25 protein-coding genes are annotated in these 21,295 nt (G+C 70.7%); 9 read left to right on the top strand and 16 right to left on the bottom strand.

Annotation, left to right across the window (positions count from 1 at the left end; all coding sequences use genetic code 11):
• Positions 1 to 143: 143 nt before the first annotated feature.
• The 3 genes from O7615_RS17065 to rpmF all read right to left on the bottom strand — a co-directional run bounded on the left by O7615_RS17065 (position 144) and on the right by rpmF (position 2,100).
• Positions 144 to 611 (bottom strand): hypothetical protein, encoded by a 468-nt coding sequence (locus tag O7615_RS17065; protein WP_278178651.1) that lies wholly within the window; start codon positions 609 to 611, stop codon positions 144 to 146.
• Positions 612 to 697: 86 nt separating this feature from the next.
• Positions 698 to 1,924, bottom strand: coding sequence for a GTP-binding protein (locus tag O7615_RS17060; protein WP_278178650.1), 1,227 nt, complete (start codon positions 1,922 to 1,924; stop codon positions 698 to 700).
• The gene (gene rpmF / locus O7615_RS17055; RefSeq protein ID WP_278178649.1) at positions 1,921 to 2,100 is read right to left on the bottom strand and encodes a 50S ribosomal protein L32; all 180 of its coding nucleotides are present in this window, start codon (positions 2,098 to 2,100) and stop codon (positions 1,921 to 1,923) included. Before rpmF ends, O7615_RS17060 begins: the two co-directional genes overlap by 4 nt.
• Positions 2,101 to 2,388: 288 nt before the next feature.
• On the opposite strand from rpmF, the gene O7615_RS17050 reads away from it, so the two are divergent.
• The 6 genes from O7615_RS17050 (at position 2,389) to O7615_RS17025 (ending at position 8,727) form a co-directional block, all read left to right on the top strand.
• A complete protein-coding gene (locus tag O7615_RS17050) occupies positions 2,389 to 2,841 on the top strand; it encodes a hypothetical protein (protein ID WP_278178648.1) in 453 nt (150 codons plus the stop codon).
• 253 nt (positions 2,842 to 3,094) lie between these two features.
• Positions 3,095 to 3,931 (top strand): class I SAM-dependent methyltransferase, encoded by an 837-nt coding sequence (locus O7615_RS17045; protein ID WP_278178647.1) that lies wholly within the window; start codon positions 3,095 to 3,097, stop codon positions 3,929 to 3,931.
• 680 nt (positions 3,932 to 4,611) lie between these two features.
• A complete protein-coding gene (locus O7615_RS17040; protein WP_278178646.1) occupies positions 4,612 to 5,634 on the top strand; it encodes an iron ABC transporter permease in 1,023 nt (340 codons plus the stop codon).
• Between the two features lie 2 nt (positions 5,635 to 5,636).
• Positions 5,637 to 6,455: an ABC transporter ATP-binding protein gene (locus O7615_RS17035; RefSeq protein WP_278178645.1), complete on the top strand. Its 819-nt coding sequence runs from the start codon at positions 5,637 to 5,639 to the stop codon at positions 6,453 to 6,455.
• The gene (locus tag O7615_RS17030) at positions 6,452 to 7,453 is read left to right on the top strand and encodes an ABC transporter substrate-binding protein (protein WP_278178643.1); all 1,002 of its coding nucleotides are present in this window, start codon (positions 6,452 to 6,454) and stop codon (positions 7,451 to 7,453) included. Before O7615_RS17035 ends, O7615_RS17030 begins: the two co-directional genes overlap by 4 nt.
• Before the next feature lie 5 nt (positions 7,454 to 7,458).
• Positions 7,459 to 8,727, top strand: coding sequence for an MFS transporter (locus O7615_RS17025; RefSeq protein WP_278178642.1), 1,269 nt, complete (start codon positions 7,459 to 7,461; stop codon positions 8,725 to 8,727).
• A 249-nt stretch (positions 8,728 to 8,976) separates the two neighbouring features.
• Here the strand turns inward: O7615_RS17025 and O7615_RS17020 are convergent, their stop codons facing one another.
• Genes O7615_RS17020 through O7615_RS17010 form a run of 3 tightly spaced genes read right to left on the bottom strand, consistent with a single transcriptional unit; the run spans position 8,977 to position 10,744 of the window.
• The gene (locus O7615_RS17020; protein WP_278178641.1) at positions 8,977 to 9,306 is read right to left on the bottom strand and encodes a hypothetical protein; all 330 of its coding nucleotides are present in this window, start codon (positions 9,304 to 9,306) and stop codon (positions 8,977 to 8,979) included.
• Positions 9,303 to 10,325: a site-specific integrase gene (locus tag O7615_RS17015; protein ID WP_278178640.1), complete on the bottom strand. Its 1,023-nt coding sequence runs from the start codon at positions 10,323 to 10,325 to the stop codon at positions 9,303 to 9,305. The genes O7615_RS17020 and O7615_RS17015 overlap by 4 nt, the downstream gene beginning before the upstream one ends.
• On the bottom strand, positions 10,322 to 10,744 hold the full coding sequence (locus O7615_RS17010; protein WP_278178639.1) for a hypothetical protein: 423 nt from the start codon (positions 10,742 to 10,744) through the stop codon (positions 10,322 to 10,324). Before O7615_RS17010 ends, O7615_RS17015 begins: the two co-directional genes overlap by 4 nt.
• Positions 10,745 to 11,293: 549 nt before the next feature.
• Between O7615_RS17010 and O7615_RS17005 the strand changes: the two genes are divergently transcribed.
• The gene (locus tag O7615_RS17005; protein ID WP_278178638.1) at positions 11,294 to 11,569 is read left to right on the top strand and encodes a hypothetical protein; all 276 of its coding nucleotides are present in this window, start codon (positions 11,294 to 11,296) and stop codon (positions 11,567 to 11,569) included.
• The gene (locus tag O7615_RS17000; RefSeq protein ID WP_278178637.1) at positions 11,566 to 11,916 is read left to right on the top strand and encodes a hypothetical protein; all 351 of its coding nucleotides are present in this window, start codon (positions 11,566 to 11,568) and stop codon (positions 11,914 to 11,916) included. Before O7615_RS17005 ends, O7615_RS17000 begins: the two co-directional genes overlap by 4 nt.
• A 325-nt stretch (positions 11,917 to 12,241) precedes the next feature.
• Here O7615_RS17000 and O7615_RS16995 read toward each other — a convergent pair whose 3' ends face one another.
• Positions 12,242 to 12,670, bottom strand: coding sequence for a VOC family protein (locus O7615_RS16995; RefSeq protein ID WP_278178636.1), 429 nt, complete (start codon positions 12,668 to 12,670; stop codon positions 12,242 to 12,244).
• Between the two features lie 306 nt (positions 12,671 to 12,976).
• On the opposite strand from O7615_RS16995, the gene O7615_RS16990 reads away from it, so the two are divergent.
• Positions 12,977 to 13,858, top strand: coding sequence for a LysR family transcriptional regulator (locus tag O7615_RS16990; protein WP_278178634.1), 882 nt, complete (start codon positions 12,977 to 12,979; stop codon positions 13,856 to 13,858).
• 11 nt (positions 13,859 to 13,869) lie between these two features.
• Here the strand turns inward: O7615_RS16990 and O7615_RS16985 are convergent, their stop codons facing one another.
• The 9 genes from O7615_RS16985 to O7615_RS16945 are packed head-to-tail and all read right to left on the bottom strand — an operon-like array spanning position 13,870 to position 21,267.
• Positions 13,870 to 15,438: an AMP-binding protein gene (locus tag O7615_RS16985; RefSeq protein ID WP_278178633.1), complete on the bottom strand. Its 1,569-nt coding sequence runs from the start codon at positions 15,436 to 15,438 to the stop codon at positions 13,870 to 13,872.
• A 31-nt stretch (positions 15,439 to 15,469) separates the two neighbouring features.
• Complete coding sequence (locus O7615_RS16980; protein ID WP_278178632.1) at positions 15,470 to 15,994, bottom strand: flavin reductase family protein; 525 nt, start codon at positions 15,992 to 15,994, stop codon at positions 15,470 to 15,472.
• The gene (locus O7615_RS16975; protein ID WP_278178630.1) at positions 15,991 to 16,848 is read right to left on the bottom strand and encodes a hypothetical protein; all 858 of its coding nucleotides are present in this window, start codon (positions 16,846 to 16,848) and stop codon (positions 15,991 to 15,993) included. The genes O7615_RS16980 and O7615_RS16975 overlap by 4 nt, the downstream gene beginning before the upstream one ends.
• Positions 16,845 to 17,450: a 4'-phosphopantetheinyl transferase superfamily protein gene (locus tag O7615_RS16970; RefSeq protein ID WP_278178629.1), complete on the bottom strand. Its 606-nt coding sequence runs from the start codon at positions 17,448 to 17,450 to the stop codon at positions 16,845 to 16,847. The genes O7615_RS16975 and O7615_RS16970 overlap by 4 nt, the downstream gene beginning before the upstream one ends.
• Positions 17,447 to 18,562 carry an acyl-CoA dehydrogenase gene (locus tag O7615_RS16965; protein WP_278178628.1) on the bottom strand — a complete coding sequence of 372 codons (1,116 nt, stop codon included), beginning with the start codon at positions 18,560 to 18,562 and terminating at the stop codon, positions 17,447 to 17,449. The genes O7615_RS16970 and O7615_RS16965 overlap by 4 nt, the downstream gene beginning before the upstream one ends.
• Positions 18,562 to 18,819, bottom strand: a complete 258-nt coding sequence (locus tag O7615_RS16960; protein WP_278178627.1) for a phosphopantetheine-binding protein — start codon at positions 18,817 to 18,819, stop codon at positions 18,562 to 18,564. The genes O7615_RS16965 and O7615_RS16960 overlap by 1 nt, the downstream gene beginning before the upstream one ends.
• Complete coding sequence (locus O7615_RS16955) at positions 18,816 to 19,676, bottom strand: hypothetical protein (RefSeq protein WP_278178626.1); 861 nt, start codon at positions 19,674 to 19,676, stop codon at positions 18,816 to 18,818. The genes O7615_RS16960 and O7615_RS16955 overlap by 4 nt, the downstream gene beginning before the upstream one ends.
• Positions 19,673 to 20,989: a TrpB-like pyridoxal phosphate-dependent enzyme gene (locus O7615_RS16950; protein ID WP_278178625.1), complete on the bottom strand. Its 1,317-nt coding sequence runs from the start codon at positions 20,987 to 20,989 to the stop codon at positions 19,673 to 19,675. The genes O7615_RS16955 and O7615_RS16950 overlap by 4 nt, the downstream gene beginning before the upstream one ends.
• Positions 20,986 to 21,267, bottom strand: coding sequence for an acyl carrier protein (locus O7615_RS16945; RefSeq protein ID WP_278178624.1), 282 nt, complete (start codon positions 21,265 to 21,267; stop codon positions 20,986 to 20,988). The genes O7615_RS16950 and O7615_RS16945 overlap by 4 nt, the downstream gene beginning before the upstream one ends.
• Positions 21,268 to 21,295: the final 28 nt, after the last annotated feature.

Raw genomic sequence — 21,295 nt, 5'->3', positions numbered from 1 at the left:
CAACGACGTGGGCAGGTGACCCGGACCGATCCCGCCTGAACCCCCGGAGGCTGCCAGTTCCCCGGCGGTAGGGCGGCAAGGACCACCTCTGCCGCCGGGGGTTTCCTGGAGCTCAGTGGGCTGACAACGTTCCGCTGATCTCGTTACGAATCGCGGTCAGTCCACCGAGCCGACGAGCTTGCCAGCAGCGAGGTCGAGCTGGTGCACCTCCTTTGATGGCAGGCTCGGTGACGTAGGCGGTGTCGCCGCGGACGAACAGGGCCGGTCGAGGTTCCTGCCAGTTCATCGGTTCCTTCCATGCAGCGACCAGAGGCCATGCGTTGGTGAACGTGCCGATGGCGGGTCCACCACGTGTAGCTTTCGTCGGTGCCGAGGATCGGGCCCTCACCCTTCGCGCCGCAGGCCCGGACGGTACGCACCTGCGACAGGGCAGTATCGGCCAGGGCAAGCAGGGCCAGGTCGACGTCCAGCACGGTGACGTGCGTGTCGGGCCACCGATGAAGCATCGCCTCGGCGGTGGTGTCCGGCCCGCCCCCGATGTCGAGCACCTGCATGTGTGCATACCCGTGGATCTGCTCAACGGCGGCGAGGCCAGCGGCAAGCAGGTCCACGCGCCCGGCTGTTTACTGGCGCATCATGATCTCTCCGTCGCGCCGCCACCGGGCGATGGCGTCCGGGACCACCGTGCTCGGCATCGTCACACCGAGACCGGGTTCGCGTGGTCGTGCAGGTCGCCAAGATCCCATTCCGGAAACGGGTCCGGCAGCGCCCGCCACGCGTCCTGTCCGGCCGCGATCTCGGTATCGGTGAGCAAGCAGGCGGCCACAGCAACCCGCAGACCCTCGCCGTCCAGATCGACACCGATGAAGACGAGCTCCTGCTGCCGGTCACCGAACACCGGATGCCAGCGGGACTCCAGCTCGGCCCGCTCGCCGGTATCCTCCGGCCACTGCCCGGACACCGCGACCGGCACACCGACCGGGTCGCAGCGTCCCGACGGGCCGGCGTGTGACCAGAGGGCCAGCACGTCTGGCCGGCTGGCCAGCCACAAGAACCCCTTCGAGCGCACCACACCGAAGGCGTCCAGGCCGCCGCCAAGCAGGTCCCACAGCCGCCGTGGGTGGAACGGCCGATGATCGCGGAACACCATGCTGGAGATGCCGTACTCCTCGGTCTCCGGCACGTGCCCGCCGTTGAGCTCGGCGACCCATCCGGGCGCGGTCTCCGCCCGTTCCAGGTCAAACCGACCGGTGTGCAGGATTTCCGCCGGGGCGATCCGCCCGTGAACAGCGCGGATCTGTCGGGCCGTCGGATTGAGACGGCTCAGCAGCGCCTCCACCACCGCCAGATCGCCCGGTGCGACCAGATCGGTCTTGTTGACTACCAGCACGTCGGCGAACTCGATCTGGTCGACCAGCAGGTCGGCGACACCCCGGTCGTCCCCCTCGTATGCCGCCAGCCCGCGCGCCTCCAAGCTCTCCCCAGACTGGATCCTGCTCCGCAGACCCGCCGCGTCGACGACGGTGACGGTGGTGTCCAGCCGGGCCAGGTCGTCGAGCACCTGCCCGTCCTCCACGCCGAAGGCGAACGTAGCGGCCACCGGCATCGGCTCGGAGATGCCGCTGGATTCGATCAGCAGGTAGTCGAAGCGGCCCAGCCGCGCCAGCCGGGCCACCTCGTCGAGCAGATCGTCGCGCAGCGTGCAACAGATGCATCCGTTGGTCAACTCGACCAGCCGCTCCTCGGTCCGCGACAGCGCTCCACCGTCTCGGACCAACGCGGCGTCGATGTTGACCTCGCTCATGTCGTTGACAATCACCGCGACTCGCAGCCCGTCACGGTTGGCCAGGACGTGGTTGAGCAGGCTGGTCTTCCCGGCACCCAGGAAGCCCGACAGCACGGTCACCGGCAGACGCCCACTCACGGCTGATCCACCACCTGACGCCCCCTGTACAGGCCGCAGTGGGCACAGGCCCGGTGCGGCACCACCATCTCCTTCCGCGGGCACGCACACGGCACCAGCCGAGGCACGCTCGCCTTCCACTGCGCGCGCCGGTGTCGGGTGTTCGACCGCGACATCTTCCGCTTCGGTACGGCCACAGGGATCTCCTTCACGAGAGGACGTCCAGCTTAACGGTATTGGTTTTCGTTTCCTTCTTCGCCCTCGCGTTCGGCCCGCCACCACTGGTCGCGCGAGGAGCATTCGGCCCACTTTCGGCGGGCGTCGCCGCCGCCTTGACGACGTCGACGCGAGCTCGCGCAGTGATGGCGAAGCCGCCGCCCTCACCCTCCGCCACTTCAGGGCGACGACAGCATGTTCTCGACCGCCGGACAGATGCGTCTTCGCGCATATATTGTCGAGGCGCAAGCCATCTTCGGGAGGACCGCATGAGCACCAGCACCAGCCACCGCATCCACACCGTCGAGCATCGCCACACCCACGGGCCGGACTGCGGACACGCAAGCGTGCAGCATCTCGGACACGTGGACTTCGTGCACGACGGGCACCTACACCACGCACACGATGGGCACTACGACGAATGCAGCACCGAGGGGCACCATCCCGCCGAGGAGCACGTTCACCGTCACGGTGACGGGTGCGGGCACGTGTCGGTCGTGCACGACGGACACACCGACTACCTCCATGACGGGCACGTACACCGAGCACACGACGACCACTACGACGAGTGCGTGTCGGGTGAGCACGTGGTCGCCGAGGATCACGACCATGTCCACGGGGATGGCTGTGGCCACTCCCCGGTGCTGCACGGCGACCACCTCGACTACATTCACCATGATCACCGACACGCCGCACACGGCGGCCATTACGACGAGCACTGACACGTCTACGGGACGCCACTCGTCCGCCCGGCGCCGAGTCCGAGCACGGCCACGCATAGGGCGCGTCGCACAGGACCACAACGACCGTGCAACTCGTCCCCTGATGCAGGGCGGCACACGTCGATCTGGTGAGCCAGGGGTCGACGCATCGGCGCACCTTGTTGCGTTTGAAAGTCATGTTCGGAATGATGGTGCCCGTCCTCCGGAGGCACGACTGCGGCGCCTTCGGCCGGTTCGTGACATCAGAGGCGGCATGACCGAGGAGACGCGGCGCAAGGCAGCTCTGGTCGGGGCGTTCGAGCGTGGGGCAGCAACCTATGAACAGCTCGGAGTCGACTTCTTCGGCCCTCCTGGGGTGGAACTGGTACACCGCGCCGGTGTTCGCAGCGGCCAGCGAGTTCTCGATGTCGGTTGCGGGCGGGGTGCCGTGCTGGTGCCGGCGGCCCGCGCCGTGGGCGCGACCGGCCGGGTCGTCGGTATCGATCTGGCACCGACGATGGTCGAGCTGACCCGGGCCGAGGTCCGCGCGGCCGGACTGTCGCAGGTCCAGGTCGAACTGGGCGATGCCGAGTCGCCCGCGCTGCCGCCGGGGGAGTTCGACGTGGTGCTCGGTGGGTTCGTGGTGTTTCTCCTGTCCGACCCAGCCGCCGCGCTGCGTGGATATCGCCGGTTGCTGTGCCCGGACGGCCGGATCGGCATGACCACTTTCGCCAGCCAGGACCCGAGGTTCACCGAGGCGATGCAAATGTTGGTCGGTTACCTGCCAGCCGATCGCCGGCGGTCGCCGACCTCGGAACACGATGCACTGTTCGCTACGGCGGAGTCGACCGCGGTGCTGCTACGCGAGACGGGTTACCGAGACGTGCACGTCACCGACGCCGCGTTCGAGAGCCGGTTCCGCGACGTTGAGCATTGGTCGGCCTGGATCTGGTCCCACGGTGCACGCAGCCTGCTGGAGCAGATCCCAGCGCGGCGGTTACCGGAGGCGCTCGCCGAGGTGACCCCGGTGGTGGAGCGCGCGCGAGCGGTGGCGGGCGACCTCGTGTTTACGACCACGGTCCGGTTCGCGGTAGCGGTCTCGCCGGGGTGACCGGATCGCCGGCATCAATGGCTGTTTCCCACGTCCGTGCTGGCCCGGCAGACGCCCTGGAGCACATCGGGTCCACGTTCGAGGATCCACGGCCAACCGTCCGTCTTGGTCAACTGCGACCAGCCCGGCTACGCCCCGGGACACAGCTTCGCCGAGCGTGGCACGGGAACGACCATGAGGTGTGCCGGTAGCCGGGTCGGGGCACCACCGTCGCGCGGGCCGAACACGGTTTCCAGCAGATCCGGGTGAGGACCTCTGCTGGCGCGCCGTGGCGACGATTCGGCTGTCCTTCATTGCGACGAGCACGTCGCGTAGCGGGCGGCAAGGCTCAGGTCGTGCAGGACCATCACGACATGCGGCCCACCTCCTGGTGTTCGCGTGACCACTGACGAAACCAGCGCTGGTGGGATGGCGGCCGCGCATCACCAGGTCCGCGACCGTCAGGCCCTCGGGTGCCGTCGGTGACTGCGGCAGGACACCGGTACCTCCCAGGTCGGCGCAATCCGCGACGGGCGCACCACCTGCTAGGGTTCGCACAATGAAAATCAGTTTCATCTCGGGGGCATGGCGTGGTCGGCCGTCCACACGCTGAACCGGCCGTCCTGGCACCCGGCACCGAGCGCGCGGACGCGGCCACGCCCCGTAGGCAGGTGGCGGCACCCGGCGAGCAGGCTGCCCGGGTGACGCCGATCGTCGGGCTGCTCGTCCTCGCCCTGATCGCCTCCGTGCTGGTGGTGATCGGTCTGGGAGCGGCGGTCGTGCCACCGGAAGCCACCGCCCGCTACCTGTGGGCAGGCATCACCGGCGGAATCGTCTCCGCCGACGAGGCAACCCGGTACCAGATCATCTGGCAGATCCGTACGCCCCGGGTGCTGCTGGCGGCGTGCGTGGGTGCCGGGCTCGGCGCCGTCGGGGTGGCCGTCCAGGCCCTGGTGCGCAACGCGCTCGCCGACCCGTTCGTGCTGGGCGTCTCCTCCGGCGCGTCGGTCGGCGCGGTCGCGGTCACCGTCTCCGGCGGTCTGGCCGCGGCCGGTGTGTACGCCGTGTCCGCGGGTGCCTTCCTCGGCGCGATGCTGGCCACCGCGCTGGTGTTCCTGGCGGCCTGGAGTCGGGTGGGGCTCACCCCGCTGCGGTTGGTGCTGACCGGCGTGGTGATGTCGTTCGGCTTCCAGTCCGTGATGGCGATGATCGTGTACTTCTCGCCCGACAGCGAGGCCACCAGCACGTTGCTGTTCTGGTCGATGGGCGGTTTCGGGGCGGCCACCTGGGGCTCGCTGCCACCGGTGGCGGCCGTGGTGTTCGCGGGCGTCGTCCTGCTGCGTCGGCAGAGTCGCACGCTGGACGTGCTGACGTTCGGCGACGAGACCGCGGCCAGCCTCGGGGTGGACAGTACGCGGACACGGTCTCTGCTGTTCGTCGTCACGTCCTTGATCACTGGTGCGACGGTGGCCGTGAGCGGGGCGATCGCCTTCGTCGGCCTGGTGCTGCCACACGTGGTACGGATCGTGGTGGGCGCGACGCACGCCCGGGTCATGCTGGTGACACCCCTGGTCGGCGCGGTCTTCATGGTGTGGGTGGACCTCTTCTCCCGTACCGTGGTCGCCCCTCGGGAGTTGCCGCTGGGAGTGATCACGGCGCTGGTCGGGGTGCCGGTCTTCATCGCGCTGATGCGTCGCCGCGGCTACCTCTTCGGCGGGCGCTGACGATGGACCTGGAGTTCGACGCCGTCACCGTGGCCACCGACGGCCACCTGCTGGTACGGGACCTGTCGCTGGCCGTCGGCCGGGGACAGGTCGTCGGTCTGGTCGGCCCGAACGGCTCCGGCAAGTCCACCGCGCTGCGCTGCGTCTACCGGGCGTTACGCCCGACGGGCGGGGTGGTCCGCGTCGGCGGGGACGACCTCGCCACCCTGGCGCCGCGCGACAGCGCCCGGTCGGTCGCTGCGCTGACCCAGGACAGTGGCTCCGACCTCGACTTCACCGTCGCGGAGGTGGTCGCCCTCGGCCGTGCCCCGCACCTGCGGGGCAACCGGGCGCTGAGCCGTCGTGAGCGGGAACTCTGCGAACGGGCGATGGCTCGGCTGCACCTCACCCACCTCGCCCGACGCGGTGTCCTCAGCCTCTCCGGTGGGGAACGGCAGCGCGTCATGGTGGCCCGCGCACTGGTGCAGGAGCCCGAGATCCTGATCCTGGACGAGCCCACCAACCACCTGGACATCCGGCACCAGATCCACCTGTTGTCCCTGCTGCGGGGATCGGGTCTGACCGTGCTCGTGGTCCTGCACGACCTGAACCTCGCCGCCGCGACCTGCGACCGCATCGGCGTGCTCGCCGACGGCGCCCTGGTGGCCGCCGGCACTCCCTGGCAGGTGCTGACCACCGACCTCATACGTGAGGTGTTCGGTGTCTCGGCCACCGTGGTCGCGCATCCGCTCACCGGCGACCCGCAACTGCTCTACGCCCTGCACCCACCCGCCGAGTACGCCCGACAACCATCCGTCGAAGAGGAAGCACCCCGTACATGATGACCAGGTTCCATCCCGCCACCGGACCGCTGCGCGCCACCGCCGCCGGCCTGACCGCCGCTCTGCTGCTGTCGGCCTGCGGCGCCGACGTGCAGACCTCCGCCGACGCCCGCACGGTCACCGTGCCGCGGTGCGGCGAGGAGGTCGAATACAGCACGCCGCAGCGGGCCGTGATGTATGAGGGCGGCAGCGCCGACAAGATGTTCGTCCTCGGCCTCACCGACCACGTGCACGGCTACGTGATGCCGCCGGCCAACCCGCCGGTCACCGAGTCGCCCTGGGCGTCGGAGTACGCCAAGGTCGAGTTCCTCAGTGACGACCTGCTCAACCGGGAACTGGTCGTCGACGCCGGCGCCGACTTCGTGGTGGCGGGGTGGAATTCCGGTTTCAGCGACGCGCGGGGCATCACCCCGCAGATCCTCGATGGGCTCGGCATTCAGAGCTTCATGCACAGCGAGTCGTGCTTCAACTATCCCGGTTTCCCGCAGCGGATCACGCCGTTCGAGGGTCTCTACACGGATCTGGAGCGACTGGGCAGCATCTTTGGCGTCGAGGCGAAGGCTGCCGAGGTCGTCGGCGGCATGCGGGAGCGCGTCGACGCGGCGCGGGCGGCGGCACCCGCCGAGCGGCTGCCGGTCTTCCTCTACGACTCGGGTACCGACCAGCCGTTCACCGCCGGCCGGCAGGTGCCGCCCACCGACATCATCACGTTCGCCGGGGGGCGCAACATCTTCGGTGAGATGGACGCCCGCTGGACGCAGGTCAGCTGGGAGGCCGTGGTCGAGGGTCGACCGGAGGTGATCATCATTCTCGACTACGCCGACAAGCCCGCGCAGGAGAAGATCGACTTTCTGAAGAACTTCCCCGCCACGAAGAGCCTGCCGGCCGTGGTCAACGACCGGTTCTTCGTGCTCGACTACAACGAAGGCATTTCCGGCCCGCGCAACATCGACGGGTTGGAGAAGTTCGCCGAATACCTGCGCGGCGTCCGTTCCTGACCCCGATGCCCGTCACCCTCCGACCCGATACGGCGCCGACCGGTGGCCGGACGCTGCTGCGCGATTCCGCGTTCCTGCGCCTGTGGTGCGGCACCACCGCGTCCGGCCTGGCCACCTGGGCGATGCCGTTCATCCTCGGGTTGGCGGTGCTCGATCGCAGCCTCGACCCGACGGGCCTGGGGATCGTGCTGGCCACCCGTACCGTCGGCTTCCTGGTCGCAGTGCCGGTCGGTGGTGTGCTCGCCGACCGGCACTCGCGACGGGCCGTGGTGTTCTGGTCCGGCGTGGCCGCCGCCCTAGCCACCCCGCTGATCGCGGCCGGCCTGGGCCGGTCGGTGGCGCTGATGGCCGTCGCCGCGGCCGTTGTCGGGGCCGGTCAGGGCGCGTGCCGGCCGGCGTTCCAGGCGCTCACCGCCGAGGTCGTCGACGCCGGGCGGCGCCAGCCCGCGAACGCCGCCATCACCTTCGCCGTACGCGGCACCACCCTGCTCGCGCCCGCGCTGACGGTGTTGCTGGCGGTCGTGGCCACCATTCCGGTTCTGCTGCTGGGTACGGCGGCGCTCTGGGCCGTCGCCGCCCTGTCACCCCCCGCCGGCACGCACCGCACAGTTCCCGCCGCCACCAACACCCGCCGCTTCCGGGCAGAGTTCGTCGACGGCATCCGGGAGGCCCGCCGGCATCCCTGGTTCCTCGCCGGCCTGGCTGCCCTCACCGCCGTGATCGCCACCGGCTACTCGGCCACCGGAGTGGCTCTTCCGGTGATCAGCCGAGACCGCTACGGCACGGAGATCGTGCTGGCCGCCGCCACCACCGCCTACACCGTCGGCGCGCTCGCCGGCGCCCTGACGCTCGCCCGCTGGCAGCCCCACCGGCCTGGCTGGACCGCCCTCGCCGGACTGGCGTGCTACGGCTTCGCTCCGCTGAGCCTGCTGCTGCCGGCGCACCAGTTCGCGGTCGTCGCCGCCTACACACTGGCCGGCATCGGCATCGAATTGTTCAACGTGCCCTGGTTCACCGCCATCCAGCGGGAGATGGACCCCCGCGCACTGGCCCGGGTGTCGTCCCTGGACTTCCTCGTCTCCTACGGCCTGGCACCTGCCGGCCTCGCGCTCATCGCCCCGGCCATCGCCGCATTCGGCCCAACGCCCGTGCTGGCCACCTGCGCCGCGGTCTGCTTCCTGGCGCCGACCCTCGCCGCTCTCACCCACGGCGCCGCACACTTCACCCGCCCTCCGCGGGCCGTACGCCACGACAGCGGGACTGAGCAGCTCTAGTGCAGAGGTGAAGCAGGATCGATGAGACGATCGCGGGCAAGCTGAGCAAAACGGGGAAACACTTCAAGTCGTTGCTGCACGGCGGCGTGTGGGGCTGGTAGAGGGCCAGCGGGGCGGGTGGCGCTCGCTAGTGGCCGTGAGCGGGATGTCGCTGGTGGCCCCAGGGGTGGCCGGCGGCAGCGGACGGGGGCCGCTGCCGCCGGCCGTGACCGGCCGCTTCCCTCCCCAGATCGGCGACCGGTCAGCTCGTTACCGGTTCGCGGCTCCCGGTGGCTGCGTGCGGTCGGCGGTGCTGGCGTGACCGCATCCGAGGATGAGGACGTAGGAGAACAGGCCCGGCCGGAAGCCGCTGGTGATCCTCTCGGTCGCGGCCAGCAGCTCCCCCGTGCTCTGGTCGATGACGACCGTCGAGGTGGAGCCGCCGGCGACGACGTCGAAGGCCAGGCCGAGCCGCCCCACGATATCGGTGTGCGGCCCGCGGTAGGTGATGGCCGGCATGGTGGCCAGGACTCGCAGGGTCGTGGCCCGCTGCTGCTGGTCCAGGTACTGGCTGCTCGCGTTGAAGGGCTGATCGGTCAACTGACGGCCGGTGCGGACGTGGCAAGTGGATGGGGTCGACCGGTAAGGGCGGCCAGCGCGGTGGCGACGGCGTGTAGGTCGGCTTTGATGTAGGTGGTGGTGGCGGGCCCGCGCCTGTCGGTGTGTCCGGCGTAGGCGCGGGCGATGCCGTAGCCGAAGTGCCGTTCGACCCATGTGAGGGTGGTGTGGCGTAGCCAGTGGGTGGAGACACCCTGCGTGGCGACCCACGGTAGCTGTCGGCCGATGCGGGCCCAGAGCAGGTCGTAGCGGCGGTAGGTGGCGGGCTGGCTGTTGCGGTAGCGCAGCAGCGCGTCGGTCGGTGCGGCGGCGCCGCGGGCTTGGGCGTGGTCGCTCAGCCGGCTGGCGAGCATCGGGGTGATGGGCTGCCAGCGTTGGGTGCCGCCCTTCTCGGACAGCCGGATCAGCGCGTGCTCGGTGTCGAGGTCGATCAGGCGCAGCGCGAGGGCGCCGCCGCGTCGGCAGGCGGTTTCGGTGTGCAAGCGCAGTAGCAGTGCGTCGAGGATGATGTCGTTGCCGCCGCTACGCGCGGCGGAGTTGATGTCGGACAGTTCGTCCGGGGTGAGGGCGCGGCGGGTGTTGGGCAGCCGGCGGGGTTTGCGGATCCGGTGGGCGGGGCTGTCTCCGGCGGTGAGGTAGCCGTCGGCGATGGCCCGGTTGTAGAAGGCGCGGGCGGCGGCGATGAGGTGCTCGCCGGCATGGCGGCCGCCGCGGGAGTTGCGGTGCGGCCGGGCGCTGGTGATGGCTTGTCGCATGAGGGCTTCGAGGTCGCTGGTGCGCACCGCGTCGATGCGTCGGTCGCCGAGTGCGGCGGCCAGCCGTCGCCAGGAGCTTCCGTAGGTACATCGGGTACCTGGGCTCGCTGCGGCTACAACAGCAGGCAGATAGTCGGCGACTGTCGGCACGGTAAACACGCCGGGGCTGGTGAGGTCGGCGGCGCTCAGGCCAAGGTGCGCGAGTAGCGCCCGGGCGGTGGCGACACGGTCGGGTTTTGTGGTCATGGGGACTCTCCGAGGATGCGGGCGTGCAGGTCGGCCAGGACCGCGGCGATGGTGTGTGAGGGGTGCACGACGATGCGGTTCTGGCCTGGCAGGGCGGCCAAGAGCACGGGTTCGCCGGTGACGATGCCGCACAGGCGTCGGGCGGCGGCGGGTAGGGGCAGTTCCTCGCGGGTGCCCACGCCGTGCGTGCCATCGGGTGCTGGGATGATGAGGACCGCGCCGTTCACGACGTCGACGTGCAGCGTGAGTCCGGGTGTCCAACCGAGGGCGCGCAGCAGCGGACGGGCAGTGATCCGGCCGGCGGCGTCCGCGTGGGCCACGTCGAATAGCACGCCACCGTCAGGCCGGCGGGCCGCCGGCGGCGGCAGCACCGGCAGGGGTGCCGGCTCCGGCGGCGCGACCGGCCGCGGGGTGGGCACGAGCGCCTCGACAAGCTCCTCGTCGTGCCCCCGAGGACGCGGGCTGCCGCGCCTCACCGCTGCCCCCGCCGACGCGGAAGCGGTGACGTCAGCGCAGGTGGAGCAACTCCCGGCGGATAGTGTGGGCGCAAACGCCGCAGGGGTACGCAACTCTTACTCGCTCAGGGCGGGGAAGACCGCTGCCGGTGCGGGCTGATTGCCGCGGTGGTGCTCCCGGTGGCCGGCGATCGGCCGCGGCATCGGGTGCCGGTGCCCGTCTTGGTTGCCGGCCTGGCGCGGACAGACCGCCAGGTTCGCCGCACTGTCGGGCACGAACATGGTGGCGCCGTCGATAGCGCACGCCATCTGTCCCCGCCATCGGGACCGCCCTCGCGGGCGGACCTGCCAGAAGCCGGACGACGCCATCAAAGGATGGGGCGCAACGTTCTCGTCGTGATCGGCGGACGAGCGGGCCTGCTCCCCCTGCGCGGTGGCCGCTCAGCGGTGGTCGAGGCTTGTTCGCAGCGGCGCGCCTAGCTGCTAGAATACATGTGTATTACACTACGTCCTGTGCCGTACGAGTGGGAAGAGTGGGCGTTGCAGGCCCTGGCGGATATTCAGCCCTACGAAGTCCGTCAAGTCCTGGAGGCAAAGCAGCGGTGGCCGCGCCCCGGCGCTGATGCCACTGGGTTGCGGGTGCTGACGGTGTGGGCGCGCACCCGCAACGGCCGGCCCCTGATCGTGGCTGTACACCACGTTGACGGCTTCACCTGGAAAATCATCGGCGCACGAGACATGAGCGACGCCGAACGTGCCGACTTCACCCGATGGGAGCAGACGCGATGAACGACAACCAGCAGCACCTGCCGCGCACCCCTGAAGAGGCCGCCGCGCTGATGAACGACCTCACCTTCGACCCAGCGCCAGCCACCGCGGAACAGGAGGCCGAACTACTTGCCTCCCTCCCACCAGAAGGCGCCGAGGTCATGGTCGTGCGGTCCCTACGCATGCCAACCGACCTCGATGACGCCGTCACCATGGCCGCCAAGGACGCCGGCATCACCAAAACCGCCTGGATCCGCCAGGCCATCGAGATCGCGCTGACCATACAATCCGACGACGACCAACCCATCTCCCGCGCCGACGCCCTTCGAGCACTCACCCTGCTTCGCCCGGTACGCCGCGCCGCCTAATCAGCGTGAGCGGGCCGACCGGCACCGGGAGTAAGGACGGGCGAGCCGACCAGCACCACCTGTCTTGGCCCACAATAAGCATCGCCGAATGAATCCTCCCCCATGCAACCCACCCACGGCCACCTCCACCCACTGGTACCCCTGGACCGGGGCGATGGCCGGCCTCCGATGACTGGTGGACGGGGCATCTCGTGGATCCGCAGCAACTCAGTGACGCGAAGCGGGCGCTTGGGCAAAGGCTCGCCACGTGGCGAAGAGCCCCCTCGGAACAGCACCGTCGAGGCGTACCCCGACCGGCGACCGGGCGGTACGGCCCCGACTCCTCTCAGGCGACGAAGATGCAGAAAGGATGTCCGGCCGGGTCCGCGTAGACCCGGAAGGGTTCGTCGGGGCCGTTCTTCTGGTCGGACAACAGCCGACCGCCGAGAGCCAGCACCCGTTCGTGCTGCGCCTTCAGCTCCTCGATCGAGGTCACGCTGAGATCCAGGTGCAACTGCTGCGGCACCGAACCGTCCGGCCAGGTCGGTGCCGCCAACTGGTCCACCTGCTGAAAGGCCAGTTGTGGGGTGCCGTCGGCGGTCCTCAGCACGAGCCAGTCGTCGCCACGCTCGTCCGCCCGCCCCCGCTCCGGCGGCTTGTCCCCGGGACCGTACAGCAGGCCCAACAACGAGCGATAGAACTCCGCGAGCGACCTGGCGTCGGTGCAGTCGAGCACCACCTGACACAGTTTTGGGACGTTTTGACGTTCAGCCACATCGATCACCTCCGACGGCTATTTTGCACCTGAATGGTCGAGGGGGCACGGCAGACACTCCGGCCCGACCACAGGCGACGCGCGCTAGGCCGTATCCAATTTTCCGCCGCTTAAACATCCAATCTGGCGCTTGCACCCCCTGAAACGCAGGTGTTACGGTCGGTCGCAAAAGATTCACACATGGCAATTGTTTGGCGCACGAACCACTGTGCTGAGAAGCCACTCACCAAAGTCGGCGGACTCACAGCGGTTTTCGGGTCCGAGCCCGGCCACATCCGGGGACGCTTCGTGCTACGGGAGAATGCTGTGGAAATTCGTCAACTTCGGGCGCTCCTGACCACGGTGGACGCCGGAAGCTTCACCGGGGCGGCGGTCCGGTTGAAGGTGAGCCAACCCACGATCACCCATCGGATCAAGACTCTGGAGCGGTCGCTGGAGGCGATCCTCCTGGAGCGGATGCCCGGCCGGGTCCGGCCCACCACGAGCGGTCGGACATTTCTTCCCTACGCCCGCGAGATCGTCCGATTGTCGGAGGAGGCAGAACTAGCGGTCGCCGTCCCAAGCGAGCCCCACGGCCGGGTGAGCGTGGGATCACCGGAGATCCTGACCAGCCATCGGCTGCTGCCGCTGATCGAGTACCTGTGCGTCCGCTATCCGAAGATTGATTTCTCACTGCATCCGCTCGAACCGCAGGACGCCCTCAGTCGCCTTCGCGACGGGCAGTTGGACTGTGCCTTCCTGATCGGGGTCGAGCAGTCGCACGAGGATCTGGAATTCAGCATCCTCCGGCCAGAACCATTGGCGTTGGTGGTCGCGCCGGAGAACGGTCCCGGCCGGCCCGCCGACGCTGAGGAGATCTTCAGCACGATGCTGGTCTGTTCCGACATCGACGCCCGACACTGCCTGACCTTCCCGCTCCAGGGCAAGCCCTTCCCGGCCCCACCCCGTCGGATGCTCAAGTTGAATTCGTTGGAAGCGGTCAAGCGCAGCGTCGCAAACGGAGTGGGTGCCGGACTGCTGCCCGAGGTGGCGGTCTCCCGGGACATCACGGCGGGTGTCCTGCGCAAGGTGCCCTGGCGACCGCCGATGCAGACGTACACCCAGGCGGTGTGGCGACGCGGCAGCATCCGCCACACCGCCCTGGAGGTCGTGCTCGCCGCCGCCGAACAGGTGATCCGGGAGGACTGACGCCGCCCTCGTCACTCCCCGGCGAGCGCGGCGAGCAGCTTGCGCTGATCGGTCTTGCCGTGCTGATTGATCGGCAGGGCGTCGGCCACCCGCATCCGGCTCGGCGCCATGTAGGACGGCATCGACCTCAGGCAGAAGGCCAAGATGTCGCGCTCCTCGACAGGTGGGGCGTCGGTGGCGAGGACCACGAACGCGGCGAGTTCCGGATCCCGATCCGGTGGTGTCACCACGACTGCCGCGGCCTCGGCCACCCCGGGGAACTCCAGCAGCCGCCGCTGTACCTCGGCCAACTCCACCCGGTTGCCGCGGATCTGCACCTGCGAATCCACCCGTCCGCAGAACCGTAGCTCGCCGTCCTCTCCCCGGTAGGCCAGGTCACCGGTGCGGAACACCCGGTCACCGGAGCGCGGTTCGACCGGGTCTGGCACGAGGGCGGCGGCGGTCGCCTCGGCGTCGTCCCAGTAGCCGGAGAAGAGCGCTGGACTACGCAGGTACATCTCGCCGACGGTGCCGGTCTCCTCGACCACCGCGCCTTCCCGCACGAGCAGCAACTCGGCCCCGATGTGGCCGGAGCCGATCGACAGCCGGTCCAGTTCCCCGGGCAGCGGGTTCGGCACGTCGGCGAAGCTGGCCGCCATCGACTCTGTCGCGCCGTAGCAGTTGACCAGCCGGGCCGTCGGACGCAACCGCTGGAGCAGTCGCAGCTCGGGCAGCGGGAAGTCCTCGCCACAGAACAGCACGCCGCGCAGATCGGTCAGCTCGGCGACCTGATCGGGCACGTGCCGCAGCGCCTGCCGCCAGATCGACGGAACGCCGTTGACCTGGGTCGCTCGGGTGGTACGCAGCACCTTGAGAAAGCGAGTGGGCCAGCGCAGCAGCGTCCGCGGCACCGGTACGACCGCCGCGCCACTGCCCAGGGCCAGGCCGATGTCGAGCAACGAGAAGTCGAACTGGAGCGGTGCGGTCGAGGCCACCCGGTCGTCGACCCCGACGATGCGCTCGGCGAGCATGCCCCGGTAGAAGGAGACCACCGCCCGGTGGCTCATCACCACGCCCTTCGGTCGCCCGGTGGTCCCGGAGGTGAAGATGATGTAGGCCGGGTCAGTCGGCGTCACCGTCCGGCGCCGGCGCGGCCGGGGCTCCGGCGGGGCCGACACGTGGATGCCGTCGGGTCCGAACCAGCCCTCGCCGGCAGCGGTGTTGGCCTGCGGGGCGGCGAACAGGCACAGCGCGGGTTCGGCGAGGGCCGCGATCGCGGCCCGCCGCTCGGCCGGCGTCTCCGGGCTCACCGGCACGAACGGCAGCCCCCGCGACGCGCAGGCCATCAGGAGCGCGATGGCCTCCGCCGAGGTGTCCGAGACCACCATCACCCGATCGCCGACGTCAAGGCCGTACTGTTCCAGTGCGGCGACGTAGCGCTCGGCGGCGGCGGCCAGCTCGCCGAAGGTGGTGTGCCGGGTGCCGCCATCGACGTACTCCACGACGGCCGGGCTCTCCGGCAGTGTACGCGCCGCGGCGAGGAGAAACTCGTCGAACCGTTCGTCGGACCGGTGCGGAACCCAGGCTCGATCCGGGGACATGGGGACCTCCTGTTGAGAATTGTCGGCGGCTTCAGCAGTTGCCGGCGGGGAGCAGCGGGGCGGGGGTCTCGGGCACGGCGCGGTGTGGTCTCCCACCGACGAGTACCAGCGGCTCGTCCGGGCCGGTCCGCAGCTCGCACACGGTGCCGACGACCAGTGTGTGATCCACGGCGGTGAGGGACTCGCGTAGCTGGCAGACCATCGTGACGGCGACGCCCCGCAGCAGCGGCACGCCGTGGTGCAGGCGGTACGCCACCGCACTGAAGCGGTCTCGGGCGTTGCCGGCGGCGAAGCGGTGGACCAGCTCGTTCTGGTCGCGGGAGAGCACGTTGACCGCGAAGCGGCCGGCCGCGAGCAGGTCGGCGAGGGTACGGCCACCGGTCCGGAAGGCCAGCAGCACACTCGGCGGTGCTACCGACAGCGACATGAGCGAGGTGGTGGTGCATCCCACCGGACCGGCCGGGCCGAGCGCGGTCGTGATCGCGACACACTTGCCCAGCCGGGACATGGCGGCGCGGAAGGTCCTCTCGTCGACGGCCGTCTCAAGGCTGATCATCGATACCCCTCTGTCCTGGTCGTCAGCTCGATGAGCCGGTCGAACGCTTCGGTGAGCACCCCGGGCCGGGGGCGACCGCGCCGAGCGGAGTCGGCGGCGAAGCGCAGCGCCTTGGGAAGCTGGGCCCAGGTGGCGGCCAGCGTGAGGTCGCCGCGCCGGGTCAGCCGGTGACCGTGGTGCCGGGCGGCCGCCCACAGGTCGTCGGCGTGTCGATGCAGGGCCCGCTCGTCGGTGAGAAACCGGTCGCGCAGCGCGGCCAGCGCCGCGGCCGGCTCCCGCAGCCACTCGCCCGGCCAGGCGATTTCCCCACCGCCGCCGGGTCGGAGCCACCGGTACTGGTCGGGGTCGCCCACCTCGACGGGTACGCCCAACGCGTAGACGTCCCGGTTGTGCTGGTGGGCGGCACACCGGCCGAGAGGCGTCAGCGCGGTGCGCAGTGCGGCGTCGTCGAGCCACCCGGTGAAGGGTCGCTGTTCACCGGCGGGCAGCAGCGCGGCGAACCGGTCACCCACCCGCCACCGGCGGCCCCGGTGTTCCCGCAGGACGAACCAGTGGGCGACCGAGTGCGACCGGTGCTGCGGCGACCAGGGCAGGTGGTAGGTGTTGCCCACGACGATCACCGAGCCGTGCTCGGCGAGCTGCTCGGCGAGTGCCGCGCGGGCGGTCACCCAATCGCTGGTGGACGCGTACGCCAGCGTGCCGCCGTCGACGCGGTCGTGGTGGGAGAAGGCCAGCGCGCCTCCCGGGGCGTCGAGGCGGACCCAGAGACGCACCGAGTCGGCGAGCCGGTCCGCAGCGGCCGGTCCGAGGTGGTCGACGAGGGCGCTCGTGTAGCAGGACAGCTCCGGCGTCACCGGTTACCACCGTCCCACGCGCACGCCACGGGCGGGCCCGCGAGGTCGCGTACCTTGCGCCAGCGCAGCCCGCGCCAGTCGCCCTCGTCCTGGTCCGGTGGCACGTCGATGCGCCATGGACGACCGCCGATGCCCGAGCCGTCGACCTTGACGCAGGCCTCCTGGACGGCCCAGATCTCGGTGAAGACCTGGTTTCGCCGGCGCGGCGGCAGCGCGGCCAACTCGTCTAGGTAACGGCGGGCACACCGGCGCAGCATCGACTCCGGGACCGGGTCCGGCGGCGTCTGCACGTCGACACCGACCCGACGGCCGGTGGCCACGCAGACCGCCACCTGCTCCTCGTCGTGCGAGATGCTGACGCCCACCCCGGGCCAGCCGACCAGCACCGGCTTGCCGTTCGGGCCGGGCACCAGGTCCGCCCCCGCGGCTGGCGGCACCACCTCGGCGAGCAGCGACCTCAGCAGGGCCCGCCCGCCGAGGAACTGCCGGGCCCGCCAGGGTGCCATCTCGCCGGCCACGGCGCGGTCCGCCCACGTCGTGCCGTCGGTCGTAACGCCGCCGGCCGCCGCCCACACCCCCGGGTCGACCTCACGTGCCCTCATCGGTCCAGCCCCGCGAGGATGTCGGTGGCGGCACCGCCAATCACCGACAACACGACCTCGGTCGTGCCGCCGCCGATACCGAACAGGGCGGCCTGGGCGCGTAGGTGCTGCGGCCCACCGGTCCGGAAGCCGTACGCGCCCTGGAGGTGCGCGCACTCGTCGAGGACTCGTTCGAGGGTGCCGGCGGCGCTGGCCTTGAGCATCGCCGCGGCGGGCGCGTCCCGGCCGGACGCCACGGTCCCGGCCAGACTGTCGGTGAGCGCCCGGTGCTGTCGGGCGGACAGCAGCGCGGCGGCGTACCGCTGGCGGACGCCCTCCAGGTGCCAGAGGGTGCCGTCGCCGTACCGGCGGTCCTGGAGGTACCGCAGGGTGTCCGCCAGGACCCGCCGGCAGAGCGCTACCGCCCACAACGCCCCGGCGAGCCGTTCGACGGCGATGTGGGCGGCGAATCCACTCATGCCCCGGCCGACCCCACCGACCACGTGGTCGCGACCGAGCCGGACCCGGTCGAAGGAGAGATGCCCGGTGCCCGAGCCGTCGAAGAGGTCGGTCTCGGCCGCCTCGGCGCGTACGCCGGGAGCGGTGGCGGGTACCAGCAGCCAGGTGAAGTTGGTGAAGTGCGGGCCGGGCCGGTGCCGGGCGAGGACCAGCAGCGCGTCGCACCGGGTGGCGTTGGTGATCCAGCGCTTGGTCCCGGTGAGCTCCACGTGGTCCTCGTGCAGCGTCACGGTCGTGCCCAGCGAGGCCAGGTCGCAACCGGCGACATCGTCGGTGGCGGCCAGGGCCACGACGGCGTCGCCACGCAGCGCGTCCGCCAGCGTCCGGGCGGCCGGACCGGCCACGCCGGCCAGCAGCGGCAGGCAGGTGGCCAACGGCACGCAGACCGCGAGCGTGGTCCCCACCGGGCAGCGCTCGTCGACGGCGGTCAGCAGCGCGCCGAGCGCGGCCGGGTCCACCCCCTGCCGGGGATCACCGTCGCGGTACACCTGCGCGAGCAGGCCCGCGGCGCCCAGTGCCCGCCACGCGTCCGGCCCGGTCGCGCCGGGACCGAGGGCGTCGAGGACCCGGGGTGCGTCCGCCGCCGGATCGTCCAGCACCGTCGGGAGCGTCATCAGACGACCACCTTCGTGTGCTGGCCGGCACCGGCCCGCTCCACCGCGCGCCACAGGCTGCCGGCGGTCGCGAAGGTCGAGTCGTTGAGATCCTCGTCGGGCAGCGACACACCGAGTTCGTCCTCGATGGTGAAGAGCAGGTCGATGGCCTTCATCGAGTTGAGGCCGAGGTCGTGCAGGCGGCTCTCCTCGGTGACCGGTCGACCGTTGAGGTACGGCAGGTAGGGCACGAGCAGGTCCTGAAAGGTCTGGTTCACGGCTTCTCCAGGTGGTCGGGCCGGGTCGCGAAGACGTCCCGGTCGGCGGCGAGGGCTGCGGCCAGGTCGGTCAGCAGCGTGCCGGGTGCGGGCCGACCCCGCTCCACCCGGCGCAGGGCGATGAAGGCGGTGGCGGTGAGCTGGTCCCAGCGGCGCAGGTGCGCCTCCGCGTCCAGGCTCTCCCCCCGGTGCAGGCGGTACGCGGCGTGCAGCTTGCGGGCCCGGCTCATCAGCCACGTCTCGGCGGTGAGCCGCCGGGCCGCGGCGACCGGGTCACCGCACCGCGCGTACGCCTCCAGGTAGGCGGCCGGGTCGTCCAGGCGTACCGAGAGGGCGGGCGCTCGGTACTCGTCCGTGACGGTGTAGACCACGGCCAGATCGGTGACGGGCAGCCGCGCCCACGGCAGCGTCCAGCTGCCGGGGCGCGCGGGACCCCAGGCGGTCTCGTTGTCGTAGGCATCGCCGATCAGCGCCTCTTCGCCGTGCAGGGCGACGAGGTAGCTGTGCTCCATGTGGCTGTGGCCGGCGTACGGGAGCCACGGCATGTGGTAGCTGTCGCCGACGGCGTACACCACTGCGGCCCGTTCCGCCAGCGCGCGCAGGCCGGCCGGGTCGAGGTGGCGGTGCTCGCGCTGGGCGACCAGGCCGACGTGCCCCGTCAGCTCGGCCAGGTGCTGGCGCACCGGCGGGTCGACGGTGGGTAGCCCGTCGGGACCGAGACGCGGCTGAAAGCGCAGCGTCGCGCCGAGGGCGAGGTGGCGCCCCGGTTCGCCCCACCGGTCGGCGAGGACGGCGAGGTTGGCCTGGATGCAGTCGAGCAGTTCGGTACGGACCCCGGTGGCGACGGCGGCGGTCACGACGGTGCTCCCACCGGTCGCAGACCGGCCACCGCGCGGGCCAGTGCCTCATCGGGCGGGGACTGGTCCTCCACACCGCCGGCGAGGAAGTGCTCGTACGCGGCCAGATCCAGGTAGCCGTGCCCGCTCACGCAGACCAGCACGCCCTGGTGGGTCTCGCCGGAGGCGGCGATCCGGGCAGCCGCGGCCAGGGCGTGCCCGGACTCGGGCGCGGGCAGGAGGCTCTCGTGCCGGGTGAGCAGTCGTCCCGCGTCGAGGGCGTCGGCCTGGCTGACCGCCACCGCGTCCACGTCACCGGTGTGCCGCATCGCGGAGATGAGCTTCGCGGCCCCGTGGAAACGCAGGCCGGCGGTGTGCGCGTCGGGGATCTGGTAGTCGCTGCCGATGGTGTACATCGCCTCCATCGGGCCGCTGCCCGTCGCGTCGGTCTTGTCGTACGCGTAGACGCCCCGGGTGAGTTTCGGGGTGCTGCTGGACTCGGCGGCCACCAGCCGGGGCCCCTCGGCTCCGGCGGCCCGGGCGGCGGCGTGGAACGGCAGCGCGATGCCGCCGAAGTTGGAACCGGCACCGACGCAGCCGACCACCGTGTCGATCCGCGCGTCGAGCTCGGCGAGCTGGTCGGCCGCCTCCAACCCGATCACCGACTGGTGCAGGATGCTGTAGGTCTCGCCACTGCCGATGCAGAACGCGACGCCGTCGTGGTCGGCGGCGTACTCGACCGCCTCGCCGATGGCGAGGGAGAGACTGTTGCCGGCGGCGAGTTCCTCGCTGGCGGAGACCTTGGTCAGGCCGCTGGGGCTGGCGTGCACCTCGGCGCCGAGCATCCGCATCAGCACCCCCCGATACGGCTTGCGACGCAGGCTGGACTCCACCATGAAGACCCGGCAGCGGAGCCCGAACAGGGCGCACGCGGCGGCCATCGCGGTGCCCCACTGGCCGGCGCCGGTGCCGGTGACCAGTTCCTCGACGCCGGCCTGACGGTAGTAGTGGGCCTGGGCGAGGGCGGTGTTGAGCTTGTGGCTGCCGGAGATGTTGACGCCCTCGTTCTTGACGTAGATCGGCACCCGCGCGCCGACGGCCTCCTCGAAGCCGCGGGCGCGCCACAGCGGGGTCGGCCGGTATTGCCGGTACCGCTGCACGACGGGGGCGGGGATGTCCCAGTACTCCCTTGTGGAGACGCTGTGCCGGACCAGCTCGACGGGAATATTGATCTTGACTTCGCCGCCCTCGCGTCGCGGCGTGACGTCCGGCGGCAGCGGCTCGGCCAGGTACGGCAGGACGCTGCGCCAGCGGGTGGGCACCTCGGTGGTCACGGCTGCACCTCCGCGGCGGTCACGACGTCGATCAGGTCGCCGACGGTGCGGAAGCTGCGGCCCACGAAGAGGTCGTCCGGCAGCGTCGCGTCCAACTCGTCCTCGATCCGCACGAGCATGCCGACGAAGCCGAGTGAGTTGACGTGCAGCAGGTCGCCGACGAGCGGTTCGTCGTCGGCGATGGCGTCGGGCGGAACGGACAGGCGTGACTCGGCGACGACGATCTTCTTGACGACGGTGGCGACGGCCGACCGGTCGATTGACAGGTACGCAGGCATGATCTCCCTCTCCAGGGACGAACGGACA

This window comes from Micromonospora sp. WMMD1082 (genome assembly GCF_029626175.1).
Classification (GTDB): Bacteria; Actinomycetota; Actinomycetes; order Mycobacteriales; family Micromonosporaceae; genus Micromonospora.
This window is presented reverse-complemented; position numbering and strand designations above follow the sequence as displayed.